General features: G+C 62.2%; 18 protein-coding genes and 1 pseudogene. 9 read left to right on the forward strand and 10 right to left on the reverse strand.

Annotation, left to right across the window (positions count from 1 at the left end; all coding sequences use genetic code 11):
- Window positions 1-49: 49 nt before the first annotated feature.
- Complete coding sequence (dusA, locus tag ACRQ5Q_RS26310) at window positions 50-1,009, reverse strand: tRNA dihydrouridine(20/20a) synthase DusA (RefSeq protein WP_439399874.1); 960 nt, start codon at window positions 1,007-1,009, stop codon at window positions 50-52.
- Between the two features lie 163 nt (window positions 1,010-1,172).
- On the opposite strand from dusA, the gene ACRQ5Q_RS26315 reads away from it, so the two are divergent.
- Both ACRQ5Q_RS26315 and ACRQ5Q_RS26320 read left to right on the forward strand, forming a co-directional pair.
- Window positions 1,173-1,616, forward strand: coding sequence for a hypothetical protein (locus tag ACRQ5Q_RS26315; protein WP_439392764.1), 444 nt, complete (start codon window positions 1,173-1,175; stop codon window positions 1,614-1,616).
- Between the two features lie 77 nt (window positions 1,617-1,693).
- Complete coding sequence (locus ACRQ5Q_RS26320) at window positions 1,694-2,188, forward strand: Fic family protein (RefSeq protein WP_439392766.1); 495 nt, start codon at window positions 1,694-1,696, stop codon at window positions 2,186-2,188.
- 228 nt (window positions 2,189-2,416) lie between these two features.
- Here ACRQ5Q_RS26320 and ACRQ5Q_RS26325 read toward each other — a convergent pair whose 3' ends face one another.
- Together ACRQ5Q_RS26325 and ACRQ5Q_RS26330 are read right to left on the reverse strand one after the other, a co-directional pair.
- A complete protein-coding gene (locus ACRQ5Q_RS26325) occupies window positions 2,417-2,743 on the reverse strand; it encodes a DUF3363 domain-containing protein (protein ID WP_439392768.1) in 327 nt (108 codons plus the stop codon).
- Between the two features lie 215 nt (window positions 2,744-2,958).
- A complete protein-coding gene (locus tag ACRQ5Q_RS26330; RefSeq protein ID WP_439392770.1) occupies window positions 2,959-3,387 on the reverse strand; it encodes a hypothetical protein in 429 nt (142 codons plus the stop codon).
- 377 nt (window positions 3,388-3,764) lie between these two features.
- Here ACRQ5Q_RS26330 and ACRQ5Q_RS26335 point away from each other — a divergent pair, with 377 nt between their 5' ends.
- The 7 genes and pseudogenes from ACRQ5Q_RS26335 to ACRQ5Q_RS26365 all read left to right on the forward strand — a co-directional run bounded on the left by ACRQ5Q_RS26335 (window position 3,765) and on the right by ACRQ5Q_RS26365 (window position 9,949).
- Entirely contained in the window at window positions 3,765-4,781 is a 1,017-nt protein-coding gene (locus tag ACRQ5Q_RS26335; protein ID WP_439392772.1) for a tetratricopeptide repeat protein, read from the forward strand.
- Window positions 4,778-7,171, forward strand: a complete 2,394-nt coding sequence (locus ACRQ5Q_RS26340; RefSeq protein WP_439392774.1) for a TonB-dependent receptor — start codon at window positions 4,778-4,780, stop codon at window positions 7,169-7,171. The genes ACRQ5Q_RS26335 and ACRQ5Q_RS26340 overlap by 4 nt, the downstream gene beginning before the upstream one ends.
- A gap of 5 nt (window positions 7,172-7,176) precedes the next feature.
- The gene (locus tag ACRQ5Q_RS26345; protein ID WP_439392776.1) at window positions 7,177-7,860 is read left to right on the forward strand and encodes a Fe2+-dependent dioxygenase; all 684 of its coding nucleotides are present in this window, start codon (window positions 7,177-7,179) and stop codon (window positions 7,858-7,860) included.
- 65 nt (window positions 7,861-7,925) lie between these two features.
- A complete protein-coding gene (locus ACRQ5Q_RS26350) occupies window positions 7,926-8,384 on the forward strand; it encodes a hypothetical protein (RefSeq protein WP_439374763.1) in 459 nt (152 codons plus the stop codon).
- A gap of 147 nt (window positions 8,385-8,531) precedes the next feature.
- A pseudogene (locus ACRQ5Q_RS26355) lies at window positions 8,532-8,810 on the forward strand (AraC family ligand binding domain-containing protein); the annotation flags it as partial.
- Between the two features lie 120 nt (window positions 8,811-8,930).
- Complete coding sequence (locus ACRQ5Q_RS26360) at window positions 8,931-9,335, forward strand: helix-turn-helix domain-containing protein (RefSeq protein WP_439375566.1); 405 nt, start codon at window positions 8,931-8,933, stop codon at window positions 9,333-9,335.
- A 176-nt stretch (window positions 9,336-9,511) separates the two neighbouring features.
- On the forward strand, window positions 9,512-9,949 hold the full coding sequence (locus tag ACRQ5Q_RS26365; protein WP_439392778.1) for a hypothetical protein: 438 nt from the start codon (window positions 9,512-9,514) through the stop codon (window positions 9,947-9,949).
- Here the strand turns inward: ACRQ5Q_RS26365 and ACRQ5Q_RS26370 are convergent.
- The 7 genes from ACRQ5Q_RS26370 to ACRQ5Q_RS26400 are packed head-to-tail and all read right to left on the reverse strand — an operon-like array spanning window position 9,900 to window position 17,316.
- A complete protein-coding gene (locus ACRQ5Q_RS26370) occupies window positions 9,900-10,652 on the reverse strand; it encodes an SDR family NAD(P)-dependent oxidoreductase (RefSeq protein WP_439392780.1) in 753 nt (250 codons plus the stop codon). The two genes, ACRQ5Q_RS26365 and ACRQ5Q_RS26370, sit on opposite strands and share 50 nt — an antisense overlap.
- Window positions 10,649-11,518 carry a fumarylacetoacetate hydrolase family protein gene (locus ACRQ5Q_RS26375; RefSeq protein ID WP_439392782.1) on the reverse strand — a complete coding sequence of 290 codons (870 nt, stop codon included), beginning with the start codon at window positions 11,516-11,518 and terminating at the stop codon, window positions 10,649-10,651. The genes ACRQ5Q_RS26370 and ACRQ5Q_RS26375 overlap by 4 nt, the downstream gene beginning before the upstream one ends.
- Before the next feature lie 20 nt (window positions 11,519-11,538).
- Window positions 11,539-12,321 carry a 2-keto-4-pentenoate hydratase gene (mhpD, locus tag ACRQ5Q_RS26380; RefSeq protein WP_439392783.1) on the reverse strand — a complete coding sequence of 261 codons (783 nt, stop codon included), beginning with the start codon at window positions 12,319-12,321 and terminating at the stop codon, window positions 11,539-11,541.
- A gap of 11 nt (window positions 12,322-12,332) precedes the next feature.
- Entirely contained in the window at window positions 12,333-13,214 is an 882-nt protein-coding gene (locus ACRQ5Q_RS26385) for an alpha/beta fold hydrolase (RefSeq protein WP_439392785.1), read from the reverse strand.
- Window positions 13,215-13,236: 22 nt separating this feature from the next.
- Window positions 13,237-15,048 (reverse strand): FAD-dependent monooxygenase, encoded by a 1,812-nt coding sequence (locus ACRQ5Q_RS26390; RefSeq protein WP_439392787.1) that lies wholly within the window; start codon window positions 15,046-15,048, stop codon window positions 13,237-13,239.
- A gap of 45 nt (window positions 15,049-15,093) precedes the next feature.
- A complete protein-coding gene (locus tag ACRQ5Q_RS26395; protein WP_439392789.1) occupies window positions 15,094-16,044 on the reverse strand; it encodes a 3-carboxyethylcatechol 2,3-dioxygenase in 951 nt (316 codons plus the stop codon).
- A gap of 54 nt (window positions 16,045-16,098) precedes the next feature.
- On the reverse strand, window positions 16,099-17,316 hold the full coding sequence (locus ACRQ5Q_RS26400) for an ABC transporter substrate-binding protein (RefSeq protein ID WP_439392791.1): 1,218 nt from the start codon (window positions 17,314-17,316) through the stop codon (window positions 16,099-16,101).
- Window positions 17,317-17,357: the final 41 nt, after the last annotated feature.

Here is a 17,357-nt window from a genome sequence, read left to right on the forward strand (position 1 = left end):
ACGAAGGGCCCGATCTTGCGATCCGGTTCATTCTTCGTGACGGATGCGACTACGCCGCCGCCTCCGCCGGCACGCGCACACCGACGCGCCCGATCGCATCACGCAGCACGTCGAGACCTGCACCCGGCTTCACACCTTGCTCGGCGAGATGCCGGCGGAACGCACGTGCTCCGGGCACCGCGTGGAAGGCACCGACGAAATGTCGCGTGATGGCGTGCAGCCGCGTACCGCGCGCGAGCTGCTCCTCGATGTAGGGCATCATCGCCTCGATCGCGTCCTGCATGGTCGCGTGCGGCGCCGGCGCGCCGAAAATCTCGTGGTCGACCGCGAGCAGCCGCCACGGCTCCTGATAGGCGGCACGGCCGAGCATCACCCCGTCGACATGCGCCAGATGCGCCTTCGCCTCGTCGATGCCTGCAATGCCGCCGTTGATGATTACAGGCACCTCCGGCATCGCACGCTTGAGACGATAGACGCGATCGTAATCAAGCGGCGGGATGTCGCGATTCTCCTTCGGCGACAATCCATTGAGCCAGGCTTTTCGGGCGTGCACAATCAGCGCGTCGCAGCCGGACGCAACCACCGCGCGCGCGAGCGTATCGAGCGCCATTTCAGGATCCTGGTCATCGATGCCGATGCGGCATTTCACCGTGACGGGAACGGCAACCGCCCGCTTCATCGCATCGACGCATCGCGCCACGAGCTCCGGCTCCGCCATCAGGCAGGCGCCGAAGCGACCGTCCTTCACCCGGTCGGACGGACAACCGACATTGAGATTGATCTCGTCGTAGCCAAATTCCTCGCCGATCCGCGCAGCCAGCGCGAGCTCGCGCGGATCCGACCCGCCGAGTTGCAGCGCCACCGGGTGCTCGATCGCATCGAACCCGAGCAACCGCTCCCGGTCACCGTGAATGACGGCGCCGGTCGTCAGCATCTCCGTATAGAGCAGCGCCCCTCGGGTGAGGTGTCGGTGGAACACCCGGCAATGCCGGTCGGTCCAATCCATCATCGGAGCCACCGAAAAGCGATAGTCTTGCGATTTCAATAGTTTATCCTACGTTCTCAAGAGGATGAAACCCGGAACATGTGCACTCCAAACTAGTCGAAATTGCAACCTGTTTTGACCTCTCAGTGCACACGTAGCGCACACGAATTGGGGAGTGCACACGGTCATGGCCAGCTTCACTCAATTGCCTTCCGGGAACTGGCGCGTCCAGGTCCGCCGCAAGAACCGCTACGTGTCAGAGACCTTCCGCCGGCGCAAGGATGGCGAAGACTGGGCGCTCGATATCGAGCGCAATATCGACCGCAGCGGATCGCCAAAACCCCGCGCCGCTGTCCAAGCAAAAACCTTCGGCGACATCATCGATCTACACATCGAGGACATGCACGAGGTCGGCCGCCCTCCCCGTCGCTCCAAGGCCGCCGTGCTAGAAGCCCTAAAGGACGCCTTGGGGACAGTAAAATTGCCCAAACTCGATCGCGAGCGACTCATCGAATTCGGCGCGAGCGAAGGACGGCAACGATCAGAAGGTGCCGCTTCTCAACCTGACGGGCTTCGATGCGTGGGCGACTACGGGCGTGAACGCGTCCATTACCAGGCGCCGACCGCCTGACCGCGTTTCTGGAATGGTACAACACGGAGGAGAAGATCGATCCCGTCATCAAGGCAGCGATCGCGCATCTGTGGTTCGTGACGATCCATCCCTTCGAGGATGGCAATGGACGGATCGCGCGCGCCATCGCCGACATGCCCCTTGCCCGCTCTGAGGGAATTCCGCAGCGCTTCTACAGCATGTCCGCCCAGATACGCAGTGAGCGGAAAAGGTACTATGACATGCTGGAGAGCACCCAGAAAGGCGACCTCAATGTCACTTCGTGGCTTGAATGGTTCCTGGGCTGCCTCGACCGCGCCTTCACTGGCGCTGAGACCATTCTGGCCGCGGTGCTTGAAAAAGCCGACTTCTGGAAACGGCATGCCACGGCCCGGATCAATGAGCGGCAGCGCGATATGTTGAACCGCCTGCTGGACGGGTTCGAGGGCAAGCTGACATCGAGCAAATGGGCAAAGATCGAGAAGTGCTCGCCCGACACTGCCTTGCGCGACATTCGGGACCTCGTTGATCAGGGCATTCTCGCCAAGGACGAGGGCGGAGGCCGAAGTACAAGTTACTCGCTCGTCGCTTGAATGCTGTTGGTTGCGGCGGGCGCATCCCTTGGACCGTTCAGTCCCGGCGATCATTGTCCACCCGGGCAGCCACCGGTCCCCGACGCCGAGGCCTCAGCGCGGGTTATACTATTTTCGCGAACTTAGTATAACCATCAAGAGCTTCAGCATGTTGCGCGCGATTGTGAGAGCTTTGCGCGAACCGCCTCGCCGAAGAAATGGGCTCGCGCCTGCCGGCAGCCCAGGCCCTTAGCGCCCGATCCCGCGCTTGATGCCGATCGACCAGGATATGCCCTCACCGCCCACGCTAGCGGTGACCAACTGCCCGCGCGCCCTTTCCAGCACCGGCCGCCAGGGAACCAGTGCGAAGTCATAGGATCGCTCGATCAGCGCATAGCGGCGGCCGCTGTTCAGCGTCAGCATACGCCGGTAGACGCCTGTGAGACTGTCGCGGGCTTTTACGTCGATACGATCGAGCCCCGTTCGCGCGGCAAACCAACGAAAGCTCAAGACACACCGCTGTGCGCGCCGCCGTACGCTCGAACTCAACGTCGTTGCGCGCCAGCTCGATCGCATCCACGAAGTCCTGAAACACGCGATCTAATCTCTTCATCTTGACAGATCCGATACGCAGCAACCGCCGCCGGGCTCGTGACGGCTGGTCCGGAACGGCATTCTGGTCAAGCCAACGTCGCGACGCTGAGCAACGTCGCTTTCGAGAGCAATCGCTGTCGAAGCGAGAGTTCAGAGGGCCTCCTCGTCCGAGGGCAACAGGTCGTCTGGACAGATCTTCAGCCTGCCCGACCCGGTCGCCTGCTTGGAGACGCGGACTGCAGCAGCGCTTGCGCCATCTCCAGCGCCTCTGCCTCCGAAGCGGCGACCAGCATCGGGTATCCCCAAAACTTCTCTGACACCATTTGGAAGGCTTTCATGCCGAGCCGCTTCGTCCTTGAGGGCTCAACATAGATCAGGGCTTTCACAAATTCGCGCAATCGCGGTTTGTGCTTCTTTGACCAAAGCGCAAGCCTTCTCTGCTCACCCGGATCGTGCTCGTGTTCGTCGATGTCGGCGTTTGCCCCTTGTCCTATGATGACGAAGGGCTTGCCGCGATCGAGCAGGGCTTCGAAGGCAGCGAAGGCCTCGTCAGCCGTTCCGGCCGAGCCCTGATCGTAAGATAACCTTACAATCGGAAAAGTCGCGGTATTCAACAGCATCATCATCCCTATCGGTTCGGTTTGCGCAGCGTGGTTCAATTCGCGTGCGCATGACCAGTGACGATAGTTTGGATGATGCCTCAACTCATTCATCTAAAGCGCCAAAGCGTTACCCAAAAGAGACAATCACTGCGACCGGCAACCAGGTACTGCGTTGCCAGGCCTTGGTTGCCAAGCCTTGGCGGCATTTTGGACGAATTCTTGGCGGCTGGCCGAATTGAGCAATGGTCTGGCCGGATTGCACGATGCAGCGCCGCACCGGGCTGCTGTAGCCATTCGGTTAAACAACGGCCTGGCCCAAGCGAAGCACGATGCCAATGCACCCACAGCCCGGAGCTGTTACCGAGCGCCTGTCCAAGAGGCCTCCAAATCCGTACGCCTCAATGGCCCTGCCCCGACCGCTCCTACAAATTCGCGCGCGGCGTCTGAGCAAGGCGCAGCTGCGTGACTTGCTCGTCAGCAATCCCCACGATGCGACGCAGTGGATCAAGGCAGCAGCCGAGGCCGATATCGTTCCCGCGCAGATCGGGTGGGGCCAGTTGCTGCTCGATGGGACGCGGGTAACGCGTGATCCGACGGCTGCCTTCGTCTGGTTCGAACGTGCCGCCCGATCCGGGGACTGCGATGGACAAAATATGGTTGGCCGGTGCTACGAACAAGGCTGGGGTGTCGAGCCAGATCCGAAGCTCGCGACGGAATTTTTCGAGCTGGCCGCAGCAGCCGGCCACGTCTGGGGCCAGGTCAATCTGGCGCAGATGCTGATGCGCGGCGGAAATCCGGCGGATCGGCCGCGGAGTTTCGAGCTTTTTAGGGCGGCAGCGGAAGGCGGCACCTCCAAGGCAAACTTGAAGGCAATGAATTCTCTGGCCCGGTTTCTCGAAGAAGGCTGGGCCGTGCCGGCCAATGCGAGAGGCGCCTTGCACTGGTACCGACGTGCCGCTGGGCTTGGCGACCACTGGGCTCAGTACAATCTGGCCACGATCCTGCACGCTGGCGGTGACGCGGACGGTGCCGATGTTTGGTTGGGACGGTCGATCTCCGGCAGCGATAACGGCTTTCGCCGGCGCATTGCGCCGCTGTTGCTGGCGCGCGGCGAACTTGCGCTACGCCGGCATGGCCTCGAGGCACTTAGGCGCATAGCAGCTTCCGGCAGTGCCGCCGATGTGCAGGCGTATGCCTCCGCACTCAACGACGCTGCAGCCACACCCTCTGACCTTGAAGACGCCAGGAGGCTCTCAGAGCTACCGGCAACCGATGGACGTCCGGATTCGCCGAGTTGTCCCGAGGCGTCGATCGGCCGAGGCCTCGTTGGCTATCTCGACGGCCGTATCGCAGCGATGTCGCGCCGCATCGCAAGACCATCCAACTCAACATCATCCTGCTCGAAGGGGGCTCTGTGACCATCATCGAAACCTTGCGACCAGCACTTTCCGGACTTGGGGCAGCAGCGAGCCTTGCAAACGGCTTTCTATTCGTTACCGCCGCCAACGCGGAAGGCCAGAACGATCAACCGACGTCGGCGCCGGCGGACAAGGCTACAGCGCTTCCACCGGTCGAGGTGGAGGCTCCTGTTACCAAGCGGCGACGAGCGTCGAGCGCCGGCTCGAAGCAGGCCTCGAGACCTATCTCGGCCAGCCATCCGAGCAAACCGGCCGAACCGCGTCCGCAGGCTGCGTCCTCGGCTCTTTCGCCTGGGAATTCGCTGCAGCGAACGACTGGTCTCAGCCGTCTTTCCGATTCTCTACAAAGCACGCCGCAAACCATCACCGTCATACCGCGCCTTGTCATCGAGCAGCAGCAAGCAGCCACCATCAATCAGGTGCTCCAATATGTGCCGGGAATCACCGTCGCCACCGGAGAAGGCGGCGGTGGCATCAACGGAGATCAGTTCCGCATCCGGGGTTTTGACGCTTCTGGCGATGTGTATGTCGACGGCTTGCGCGATTTTGGTTCCTATGTGCGCGATAGTTTTGCAACCGAAAACGTATTGGTGCTGAAGGGACCCTCGTCCCAGAGCTTCGGCAATGGCACGACGGGCGGCGTCATCGAGATCGAAAGCAAGAAGGCCCATCTCGGCGACCAATCAACGTTCGAGGCCTCGGCTGGGACGGGCCCGTACGGACGCGGCATCTTGGACATCAACAAGCAGATCGACGACACGACGGCGCTGAGATTCATCGCCATGGGGAACGGCCAGGATACTGTCGATCGCGACCATGTCTATTCCGACCGGGGCGGCTTCCTCGGCTCGCTAGGACTTGGCCTCGGCACCGAGCAGTCACTGATCGTCAACTACATGCATCAGCAGAGCGTACAGCGCCCTGATTTCGGCGTCCCCATCGTGAGTGCACCCGGCGTGATCGGAAGGCCGGTGACGGAGTACGGGGTTCCGCGCTCGAATTATTTCGGACGGGAAAGCGATCGCGACAGCGCAACGGCCGACGTTGCTACCGCTCTCTACAAGGGCGAATTCGGTGATTGGCTCACGCTCACGAACGACACGCGTGTGGGGTACTACACACGTGACCTGAAGTTTACGCCTGCGCTGTGCGCCTCGCCCGGCTTCCCGTTTCCAAGCAGCTGCGCAACGGACGTTCTCGCCGGAAGTCTGGCGACGCCCTACACAATCTGGTCCGTGGGCGGGACCAAGCAGGTCAGTCACGGCGGGGAAAACGTAACGACTGCCACGATGCGTTTCGACACCGGACCGTTCAGGCACAAGCTCGTCGTTGGCTTTGACGCCTATTCTCAACATGCGACGACCAACTTTTACCTTCCTTCGGGCCCCGAGCCGGCAGGGACTCTTCTCGATCCCGTCTTTGCGAACTCACCCGGGTTTGCACTGACGGTCTCGCCGGGCAATCAATTGTCGGCCACGAGCTGGGACGTTGGTCCTTTTATGAGCGACCGCATGTGGTTGACGCCTATGCTCTCGATCCTGGCAGGTGTTCGATGGGACCACTATCGGGTCGACGGCCAGGCAGGCGCGTCTCCGCTTGCGACGACGACGGAGTTCGCCAGCCCAAAAGCATCCCTGATCTTCGAGCCCACCACGCATCAAAGTTACTACCTCAGCTATGCACGTTCGTTCACGCCGCCGGGCAACAACATCACTTCGCTGAGTTCATCGCTCGGCCTGTCTCAGGCGCCAAGCGCCGCAAACCTCCAGCCGGAAGCGGATACGACCTTCGAGGTCGGTGCGAAGTGGGGCCTGTTCGAGGACCGGCTCGGCGTGACGGCAGCATTGTTCCGCGTCGAGAGGAACAACGCGTCCTATACCGACCAGGTATCGGGAATACAGACGACGACCGACGACAAGGTGCAAGTCCAGGGAGTCGAACTCGGATTGACTGGCAAGCTGACCGCAAACTGGGATGTGCAGGCGTCCTATTCTTATATGGACAGCAAGATCATCGCCTCGTCGATCAGCCCCTTCACGCCTGTCTCGGCCGCAGGCAACCGGGTCCCGTACGTGTCTCAGCATGGCCTGGCGATCTGGACCACCTACGACATCGCTCCCCTGCTGCCGAACGTGCCGGGTCACATGCTTGTCGGGGGCGGGCTCAATTATCGTTCGGACTACTACCTCAACAACCTCAATTCGATGGTGATCCCGGCAGCGACCACCATCGATGGGATGCTCTCCTACGATCCCAACGACCGGCACCACCTCGCGCTGAAGGTCACGAATCTCACGAACAAGCTGACCTACAGCTCGGCTTTCGGAAACGGTTACGCGACCCCCGTCGCAGGCCGCAGCGTCACCCTCACCGCAGCGACCAGGTTCTGAAGAAAATGCTCATCGAAATCCCAAACCTGCTATCCGCCGACGAAGTCGAGTCCGTCCGCGGCATCATCGAAGCCGCTGACTGGATCGACGGAAGGGCAACGGCAGGTGAGCTGGCATCGCGCGCCAAGCGCAATGCTCAGGTCCCCGAGGACTCGCCTCAGGCTCGCCAGGCCGGCGACATCATCCTGCGGGCGCTCGGCCGGAATGCACTGTTCAACAGTGCCGCCCTGCCCCTGCGCGTCCTGCCGCCGCTTTTCAATCGATACGACACCGGGATGTTCTTTGATGCCCATGTCGATGGCGCAGTGCGATCCGCGCCCGGACTCGGCATTCGCATGCGCGCCGATCTGTCTTCAACTCTTTTCCTCACAGCTCCCGATGATTACGACGGCGGCGAACTGATCATCGAAGACAGTTACGGCGTTCACGCCGTCAAATTGGCCGCCGGCAGCATGGTCCTGTATCCATCGGGGAGCCTGCATCGCGTGAGCGAGATCACCCGAGGTGCGCGCTTATCATCATTCTTCTGGACCCAATCGATGATCAAGGAGGAGGGGCTTCGCACAACGCTCTATGATCTGGACCGGGGCATTGTTGAATTGCGCAAATCCGTATCCAGCGATGCACAAGGCATCCTCATGCTTACCGGCGTCTATCACAATCTTCTAAGACGATGGGCGGAGCTGTGATGGCGGCCGACCCTCCGCACGAACCCACGATGCAAATTAAAATGTCGACTTCGAGGATTACGGCGATGACTGATCTGACGAATGAACTCGCCGCTCGATCTGCCCGTCAAAAGGTGGCGTTGCTGTGGTCGGTCTGTGGCCTCGGAAACACGATCTACGCGGTCATCCAAATCCTTACATGGGTTAACCATCAGGTCGACGGCTCCGGCACGGCGCCAACGGCGTTCGATGCGATGGCTCTTTGGTACTTTGGCATCGCATGTTCGATATGGATCATTCCTGCCCTACTTCCTCTCGTCACGCGGCGGCGCGCCGCGATTCTTGGTTCCTTGCTGCTAGGTGGCTTTCTGATGGTCACCAGCGTCGCGGGCGGCGTCTTCGACGGCATGCGCGACGGGTTTCATATAGCAGCGACCGCAATTGTCTCTGTGGCTCTGCCCGGAATCTATGCAGCTCGCGCCTCCTGGCGGCTGCTGCGAATTGCGCATGCGCCTGCAAATCTCGTCAATGAATCCGACTTTTGAGCCGGCACCTAGGCCTCGATGACAGCCGGTCTAGATTAGCTCAAAAAAGTCGCGTTTAGGATGGCCGCTCCCCTGTCGATTTGCGATGGTCGAGTTTGAACATCTCGGCACGCACGTCGCCGACACAAGATTTTGAAAGGCGGCGAGATGCTTCATCGCTTTGTTGACACCGACGTCGACCGCGTACCCCGCGCCGTTGCACTCCGAAGCGGAATCCTGTCGAATGATTGGACCTATGCTCGGCACCAGCATCGCAAATCTCAACTACTGTACTCCCAGCGGGGCATTCTTTGCTGCGAGACGGCCAACAAGGTTTGGTTAGTACCGCCGGGATGCGCGTTATGGATCCCCGGTCAGCTGGCGCACTCGGCTCGTGGCGCCGGTCTCGTAGAATGCCACTGCCTGTATATTGAACCGAGCGCCGCCAAGAGCCTCCCGGAGACGTGCTGCACGATCTCGATCTCACCCTTGATCCGGGAGCTGATCCTCAGAGTGGCCAAGCTTCCGGAGTGTTATCCACTCGGAGGTCGCGAGGATCGACTGGTGATGACGTTGTTGGACGAGCTGTCCGATGCGCCGATTAGCAGCCTGAACCTGCCGATGCCACGCGAGGCGCGCCTTCGGCGTCTCGCCGAAATGCTGATTGCCGATCCAAGCGCCAAAAACTCCTTCAGCAATTGGGCAAATTCGCTCGGCATGAGCGAGCGCTCCTTAAGCCGCTTGCTCATACAGGAAATCGGAATGAGCTTCGGACGCTGGCGCCACCAGCTTCATGTTATCCTGGCATTGCAAAGAATGGCGCGCGGCGACAGCGTCAAGACAGTCGCCTTGGAGCTCGGATACGAGAACGCAAGCAGTTTCGTCAATATGTTTCGAAAAACCTTAGGCAAGCCTCCGGTTCGCTATCTGGCAGAACATCGCGAAAGTGCAGTGAGCGGCATGACTGTATAGATGCCCTACTCGTCCAAGTCGCCGGAAATGTCGGTCGAGATCAAACCCCTGAGCGGAAGCTTCGTAACCGATTTCGAACAGGGCAATCTGGATCTCCTCAATAACGCCTAAAGGATACGCTTCGGATCGTCATCCCAGCGCGCGTTGCTCTATACCGAGGACTTCACGTGCGTCGTATGGAAGCGCAACCCGAAGATCGGCAGGCGAATGACGTTCGAACAGTACAAGCGCCTGGGGCACGTCCGGTGAATTTGGGCGATTGGAGGATATCGACCCAGGACGAATGGTTCCTGAAGCATCGCGGCAACATTCGGAAGATCGAACTGGTCGTTTCCCATTTCCGGATGGGACTTCAATTCGTCCAGGGCACCGAGCGGATCCTGACCTGCCATCGCCGCCATGCGGAAATGTATTCGAAGCCGTATGACCTGAGGATCGTCAATGCCCCCTTCGAGATCCCGCCCATCGAGATGCTGATGGGAGGACGATCCGGCTCTTTCCTGGTTTCGAGGCCTCATGCAATCAGTAGCAAAGGCACTCTGACGCGTCCGAAGGACGATTCCGTCAATATGTCGCCCGGCCGCCAGACAGATCAAACACCGCACCCGTACTGAACGAGCATTCTTCGCTCGCGAGCCAGCACACTAGCGACGTCGCTTCCTCGACGGTACCGAACCGCCCGAGCGGTATCTTCGACAGCATAAAATCGATGTGCTGGGGCGTCATCTGGTCGAACAGAGGCGTTCTAATGGCCGCCGGCGTGATGCAGTTGACGCGGATGCCGGTCGTGGCCGTTTCCTTGCCCAGCGATTTCGTGAGCGCGATCACGGCGGCCTTGGACGCGCTATAGGCCGATGCGTTCGGATTGCCTTCCTTTCCCGCGACCGAGGCGACGTTGACGATGCGACCGTAGCCGCCCTTCTCCATTGCGCGGACAGCGGCGCGGTTGCAGTAGAAAGCTCCGTTGACGTTGACGTCGAAGACCTTGCGCCAATCGCTGCCGGCATAGTCTTTCACGGCTCCGTTCGGGCCGGTGATGCCGGCGCTGGCTACCAGAATGTCGAGCCGGCCGCCCAGATCATCGATGCTCCGCAGCATGGCCGCGTCGACTGCGTCTTCTTCCGCGACGTCGACCGCCTGCGTGTGGGCCGCGCCGGCCTCCGCCGCTGCTTTGGCGAGGACGGAGCCGTTCAGGTCCCACATGGAGACCCGGGCGCCTTCGTCCGCCAGGCGACGAGCCACGTCGCGACCGATGCCGGACGCAGCGCCGGTGACGACCGCGGTTCGTCCTTTGAATCTTCCGCTGTAGACGGTCACGACCGCGCCCCCGCAGCGGGAGACCATTCGCGGGCTTGCTGACGTTGCGTTCCGAGACCCTCGATCCCGAGCGTCATGACGTCGCCCGGCTTGAGATAGATCGCAGCGGGCTTCTTGCCCATGCCCACGCCAGGCGGCGTACCGGTCGCAATGATGTCGCCGGGCATCAGCGTCATGAAGCGGCTGACGTAGCTGACGATCTCGGCACAGTCGAAGATCATCGTCCGGGTGTTGCCAGCCTGCATGCGTTGCCCGTTGACGTCGAGCCAGAGGTCAAGCGCCTGAGGGTCCGTGATCTCGTCCGTCGTCACCAGCCATGGTCCGACGGGACCAAAGGTGTCGCAGCCCTTGCCCTTGTCCCACGTGCCGCCGCGTTCCATCTGGTACTCGCGCTCGCTCACGTCGTTCACGATGCAGTAGCCGGCAACGTGGGCGAGCGCGTCGGCGCGCTCGACGTAGGAAGCCTGCGTGCCGATCACGATTCCGAGCTCCACCTCCCAGTCGGACTTCTTCGAGCCCTTCGGCAGAACGACGTCATCGTTCGGTCCGGAGAGCGAGGTGATCGCCTTCTGGAAGACGATGGGCTCGGAGGGCAACGGAAGGTTCGCCTCCGCCGCATGATCGGCATAATTCAGGCCGATCGCGACGAACTTTCCGACGCCTGCGATCGGCACGCCGAAACGCGGCTCGCCGGCGACGAGCGGCAGTGTGGATGGAGCGATCGCGGCGATCTTTTGGAGCGCTGAACGCGACAGATTGGCGGGGATGAGGTCGGTGATGACATTCGACAGATCGCGCAAGCGCCCCTGATCGTCGACGAGCCCCGGCTTTTCGGCGCCTGGATTGCCAAATCTGACGAGCTTCATTGGTGCTCCTTCGGGTGTGCTCAGGCGAACCGCGCCGATACCGTACCAAGCCCGGCGATATTGGCCTCAAAAGCATCGCCTGGGTTCACGGGAACCATCGGGCCGAGCGCTCCAGAGAGCACGACGTCGCCAGCGCGGAGCGGCCGCTTGCGGCGGGCCAGCTCGCCGGCGAGCCAGGCCATCGCGTTGAGCGGATTGCCGAGACAGGCCGCGCCGGTCCCCTTCGAGACCACCTCGTCCTTCCTCGTCATCTGCATTTGGAGAGCGCGGAGATCCAAGCCATCCAGCCGGCGGACGGGCCCTCCGAGAACGAAGAGGCCCGACGACGCGTTGTCGGCAACGGTATCGACGATGCCGATATCCCAATTGGTGATGCGGCTGCCCACGATCTCGAGGGCCGGCATCGCGTAGGCGATCGCGCGCAGCAAGTCGGCCACCGTGGGCACCTCGACATCGACGTCCCGATCAAGCAGGAAAGCCACCTCCGCCTCGATCTTCGGCTGAAGCACGCGCCCCGAAGCGACAGGCTCGTCCTCGCCCACGATCATATCGGCGAAGAGAACTCCGAAATCCGGCCTATCCACGCCGAGTTGCTTCTGCACCGCGCGCGATGTCAGCCCGATCTTGCTTCCGACCACGCGACGACCTTCCTTCTCCCAATGCGCTGTGTTCTCCTGCTGGATCGCGTAGGCCGCGTCGACGTCTAGGTCCGCCAACTGCGGCCGAATAGGCGCGATCGGAGCGCCCGAGTAAGCGGCGCGAATCTGAGCGGCGAGTTCGCTGTACTTGGCTTGCTGGTTCATCTGAACGATCCTTATTTGCCGGTCCGCAGGAATTCGATGTGGAGCCGGTTGAACTGCTCGGCGTCCTCGAACTGGGGCCAATGGCCGCAGCGGTTCATGACCACGAATTTCGAGCCCGGGATCATGTCCGCGATCTGCTTCCCTTCCTCGGGCGTCGCGGTCGGATCATGCGAGGTCCATACGACCATGGTCGGCGCCTGGATCGACCGGTATTGGTCGGCGGTGATCATATTGGGCCGGCGGATGTCCATCTCCTGCAGGCACATGATCCGCTTCATCGTGTCGGCGAATCCCGGCTGCGCGTAGATCGCACGGCGGGTCTCGATCAGATCGTCCGAAACCATGCTCTTGTCGCACATCAGGAATTCAAGACGCGCTTTGATCCGTTCCCAAGAAGGGTCGGATGCAGCCTCGTTGGACAGCTTTTTCAGCCGCTCCATCACCTGAGGATGCGCCGTCCAGCCGCCAGCGGTGTTGAGGACAAGCTTCTCGACCGCGGCCGGACGATGCACCGCGAGATAGGTCGCGACCCAGCCGCCCAGCGACTCACCGCTGATCATCGCCTTGTCCCTGCCGAGCGTCTTGAGGACGGCGAGCACGTGGTCGGCGTAGTCTTTGACCTGATAGTTGATAGCCGGCTTGTCGGTCCATCCGTGGCCAAGCATGTCGATGGCGACGAACCAGAAGTGATCGGCGTGCGGACCGAAGTTTCTCGAATATGCCTCGGCATGGCCGCCGACTCCATGCAGCGCCAGGACGAGCGGTTTGGAAGGGTCGCCCGATTCGATGCAGCGGGTCCGAATTCCGCCGGCGTCGATGAAGTGCTGTTTGAAGGAAACGCCCCTCAGATCGGCCCAGACGCTGGAAAAGTTCTCTGGTCTTTTGTCGCTCATAGCTGGATCTCGTTTGTTGCTGTCAGGCGAAAAGCGGCGTACCGCTGGGCTTGGACGGGGAGGAAGGTTTCTCGCGTGGGATAGCCGAGAGGTCCGCGAGATCGAGAACCGTCCGGATGGCAGCGCTCAGCCGATCGAGAGCCGCGCTTATGTCGGCCGTCCCCTCAATGTCGCGCCAGGCGACCACGCCATCAGGGCGGACAAGCAGAACTCCGGCTTCCTCGATCTCGCGAATGCGCTGCCACTCGCAATAGAGGTCCTGCGCCTCCGGCGAGCCCGTCACCACGACCCGGAGGAATGGCAGATCGAGGCGCAGCGCCGCTTGCTTCCACGCCCCGCCGGCGAGGCCGGTCACGACGGTGAAGAGGCCCTTTCCGGTCACGTCGAGCGTCGACACGCGCAAGCCATCACGATCGACGAGCCAGGCATGCGGGATCTTGGCGCCCGGGCGTGACGTCGGTTGATTGTAGAGGCCGCGATCTCGCCGCCACTCCTCCGGCTTGGCACCGACGTCGGGAAGCACGGCCGAGGATCCGTACCGCTGGTTCATCTCGGTGCCTTGGGCATTGAACTCCGTCTGCTTCAGGTCCAGCGCCGCCTGGGCCGCCTTCCGGGCGGCCACGCCTTCCGGCCCCGGATCGCGGAAGCGCGCGATACCCGCGGCGACCGGGTTCTCCGCGCCCTGCACCCTGAAGCATGCGTTCAGCGGGGCGTAATCGAGCCGAGATTGGTTCGCCCGCAGCACGATCTGCTTTCCGACCGGCGCCCGCTCCTGCGAGTAGCTTTCCAGCAGCTTCGGACCGGCCCAGCCCTTCACCGAGTAGGCGAGCTTCCAACCGAGGTTGTGGGCGTCCTGGACGCAGGTGTTGTTGCCCAATCCGCTCGACGGTGGGTGCCGGTGGACCGCATCGCCGCTGCAGTGCACCCTGCCCTTCGAATACTGGGTCACGTAGGCCTGGTTCACGTACCAGATCGACGTGCGCACGATGTCGATGTCGACGGACGGGTCGCCGATCAGAATCTTTATCTTCGGAATGATCGCTTCCGGCGATAGGTCCGGCTCGCCCTTGGTGATGTCGAAGCCCCAACCGGCGATCCACTGGGTCCACGGATGCACGGCCCGCAGCAGGCCCATGCCGATCTCGCCGAAGCTCGCATCCGGCGTCACGATCCAGTTCAGGATGCTCGGCCGATGTTTGCTGTATCTGGTCAGGTCACAGTTGAAGACGGTGTAGACGGTGCCGGCGCGCGCCATCTGGCCTTCGATCGGCAGGCCCAGATGGTCCACCACCATCGAGCGCGCGCCGTCCGCGCCGACCATATAACGCGCGCCAACGGTGTACTCTCGCCCGTCGAGACGATCGCGCAGCGTGGCCGTCACGCCGTCAGCATCCTGCTCATGCCGGACGTACTCGGTGTTGAACGCGAAGGTCGCGCCCTTCTCGGCCGCCTTTTGGAACAGTATTGGCTCGAGCAACGGTTGGATGATGTCGACCATGCCGCAGGGGCTTGCGCGCAGATAATCGCCGCGGCGATCGTCGCCGGTCCCCCACGTCCGCATCCGGATCAGCTCGGCCCCAGCCAGGCTCGTCGTGAAGGTCGTGTCGCCCATGAGCTCCCAAGGGCTCGCGTACCGGGCCACGTCTTCCGCGATCCCGAGATCGCGGAAGACCTCGTTGGCGCGCTGGTTCGTGATGTGGGCGCGCGGGCTGTCGGCCATCCAGTTGCCGCGCGATACGATGTGGCTGCGAACGCCGCAATTGGCGAGCGCCAGGGCGGTCGTCGAGCCCGTGGGGCCGGCGCCGATGATGAGCACGTCCGTTTCGTATGCCATTTGCCTGCTCCGCGATGCTTCCGCATTCGCGCGGGGGTTAGTCGATCAATGAGCGCCGTCGGCCTGCTTGGCCGCCATCATCGCCATGCCGGCGATCCAGCCCGGAATAGCTTCGTAGAATTCCTGCTCCATCTTGAAGTGGCCGCCCATGGAAAAGGCTCCGAAGGCGGCGACCCATGCGAGCACCTCGTTAGCACCGCGCCCCGCGACGTCGCGGGCCTTGCCGGTGTCGAGGGCGTCCGCGCGCCAGATCTGGCCGCTGCGAAGGATGTCCATGAACTCCGCGTCCCACTCGGGGTTGAGCGGCTGGCACGGCCCCTTGCCCGCCTCGGCGAGAACACCCGCCTCGAGCACGCGCTTCTCGCGGGCTTCCTTGGCCTCGGCCGTCGGATTCCGGCCGTTGATCAGGCGTTCACGGATTTCGGGCGGTGCATCCTTGATCGATGGAAGCGGTGGATCGTGCGACAGTCCACCGGACGCGGCAAACAGCACCCGCTTGCCGGACCGCATCGCGAAGCGGCCGACGGATTCACCGAGTTGGCGGGCCCGGCGATAGGTCGGCACCGGCGGCGCGGCGGCGTTCACGAAGATCGGCAAGATCGGGATGGACTTGAAGTCCCCGAGCATCGCTTCCCACAACTGGACGAAGCCGTGATCGACCGGCATGCGGTAGGACACCGCGACGTCGAAATCCTCGGCCCGCACATGGTCGATGAGTTCGAGCGCCGTTTTCTCCGGAACGTCCAGCGGGCCCGTCCCGCCTCCCCAGTCGCCCAGGGACACAGCGCCGGCTCCGACGCAGAACGAGGGCATCAGGTCGTAGAAGAAGCCGTTGAAGTGATCAGGCGCGAACTGGACGATGTAGTCCGGCGCGAACTCCCTCACGAAGCTTCCGAGGCGTCCGAACGCGGTTCGGACGCGTTGCTCGGTCTCATTGCTGGCAGGCCCCTTGTACATCAGAGGAGTATGGGAAGCGCAGACGATGGCGACTGACATGGTCGAATTCCTTCGAACGCCGAGTTGAGTTGTCGAACGGTTGGCTGCGGCGGCCTACTTCTTCACCAGCGGGCATGGACTTTCGGAAAGCGGGCGGTTGACGGATTCACCAGGCAACGTCTGCATGACGTTGTAGAGATCCCAATCGCCCTTGTTCTCTCCGGGCTTCTTCACCTGGAGCAGGTACATGTCGTGGATCATCTTGCGGTCTTCGCGGATGTAGCCGTCGGCCGCGAAGAAGTCGTGTACCGGCTCCTTTTCCATCTGCTTCATCACGGTCGGTGCGTCGTCGGTGCCGGTCGCCTTCACTGCCTTCAAGTAGTGCGCGACCGAGGAGTAGACGCCGGCGTGGAAACCGGTCGGCATCTGCTTCGCCTTCGTGAAGAATTTCTCGGCCCAAGCGCGCGTTTCGGACGTCCGGTCCCAGTAGAACGGGGACACTTCGTAGGCGTCATGCGCGATCTTCAGGCCCACCGCGTGCACGTCCGTCAGCACCGATTGCAGCGGCACGATCTTGGCTTTCGCGCTCAGCCCGAATTCATCGGCCTGCTTCAGCGCGGTCACGGTATCGCCGCTGGAAGCCGCGATCGCGATGACATTGGCGCCGGCGCTGGAGGCGGTCAGCAGAAAGGATGCAAAGTCGGACGTGTTCGGCGGAAACACGGAGTTGCCCACCACTTGGCCGCCGTTGAGCTTGACTTGCTCTGACGTATCGCGCGTCAAGGCATTGCCGTACGCCTGATCGACGGTCAGGAAGTACCACTTGGTTCCACCTGCCTCGATCACGGACTTGGCTGCGCCCTTTGCGAGATTGTAGGTATCGACCGTCCACTGGACCGTGAGCGGCGAGCAGGCCTTGCCGTTGAAGTCCGAGGAGGTCGATCCCGAAAGCAGCATGATCTTGCTCTTCTGCGCGGCCATGTTCTGCACGGCGAAGCCGATCGGCGAGCCCTGCATGTCCGCGACTGCATCGACGCCTTCCACGTCGAACCAGCGGCCGGCGATCTGGGATCCGATGTCGGGCTTGCCGGAATGGTCGGCCGAGATCACTTCGACGTTCAGGCCAGCGCCGAAGTCCTCGGCAGCCATCTGGGCGGCGACGACCGAACCCTTGCCGTTCGCCATGGATGTCGGACCGGCAATGTCGGTCAGAACGCCGATCTTGACCCTGCCATCGCTGAGGTTCGGAGTGCCTCGGGTGGTCTGCGCCGCCGCTGGCGCCACCAAGACCAGACACACGGCCGCGGACAAATAGAAGCTTGAATGAACCATCGTTTCCTCCCGTCGCCGCCTGTTTGGGCGTGCGGGCGATG

It is taken from the genome of Bradyrhizobium sp. PMVTL-01, assembly GCF_051861855.1.
In the GTDB taxonomy this organism is placed as follows: domain Bacteria; phylum Pseudomonadota; class Alphaproteobacteria; order Rhizobiales; family Xanthobacteraceae; genus Bradyrhizobium.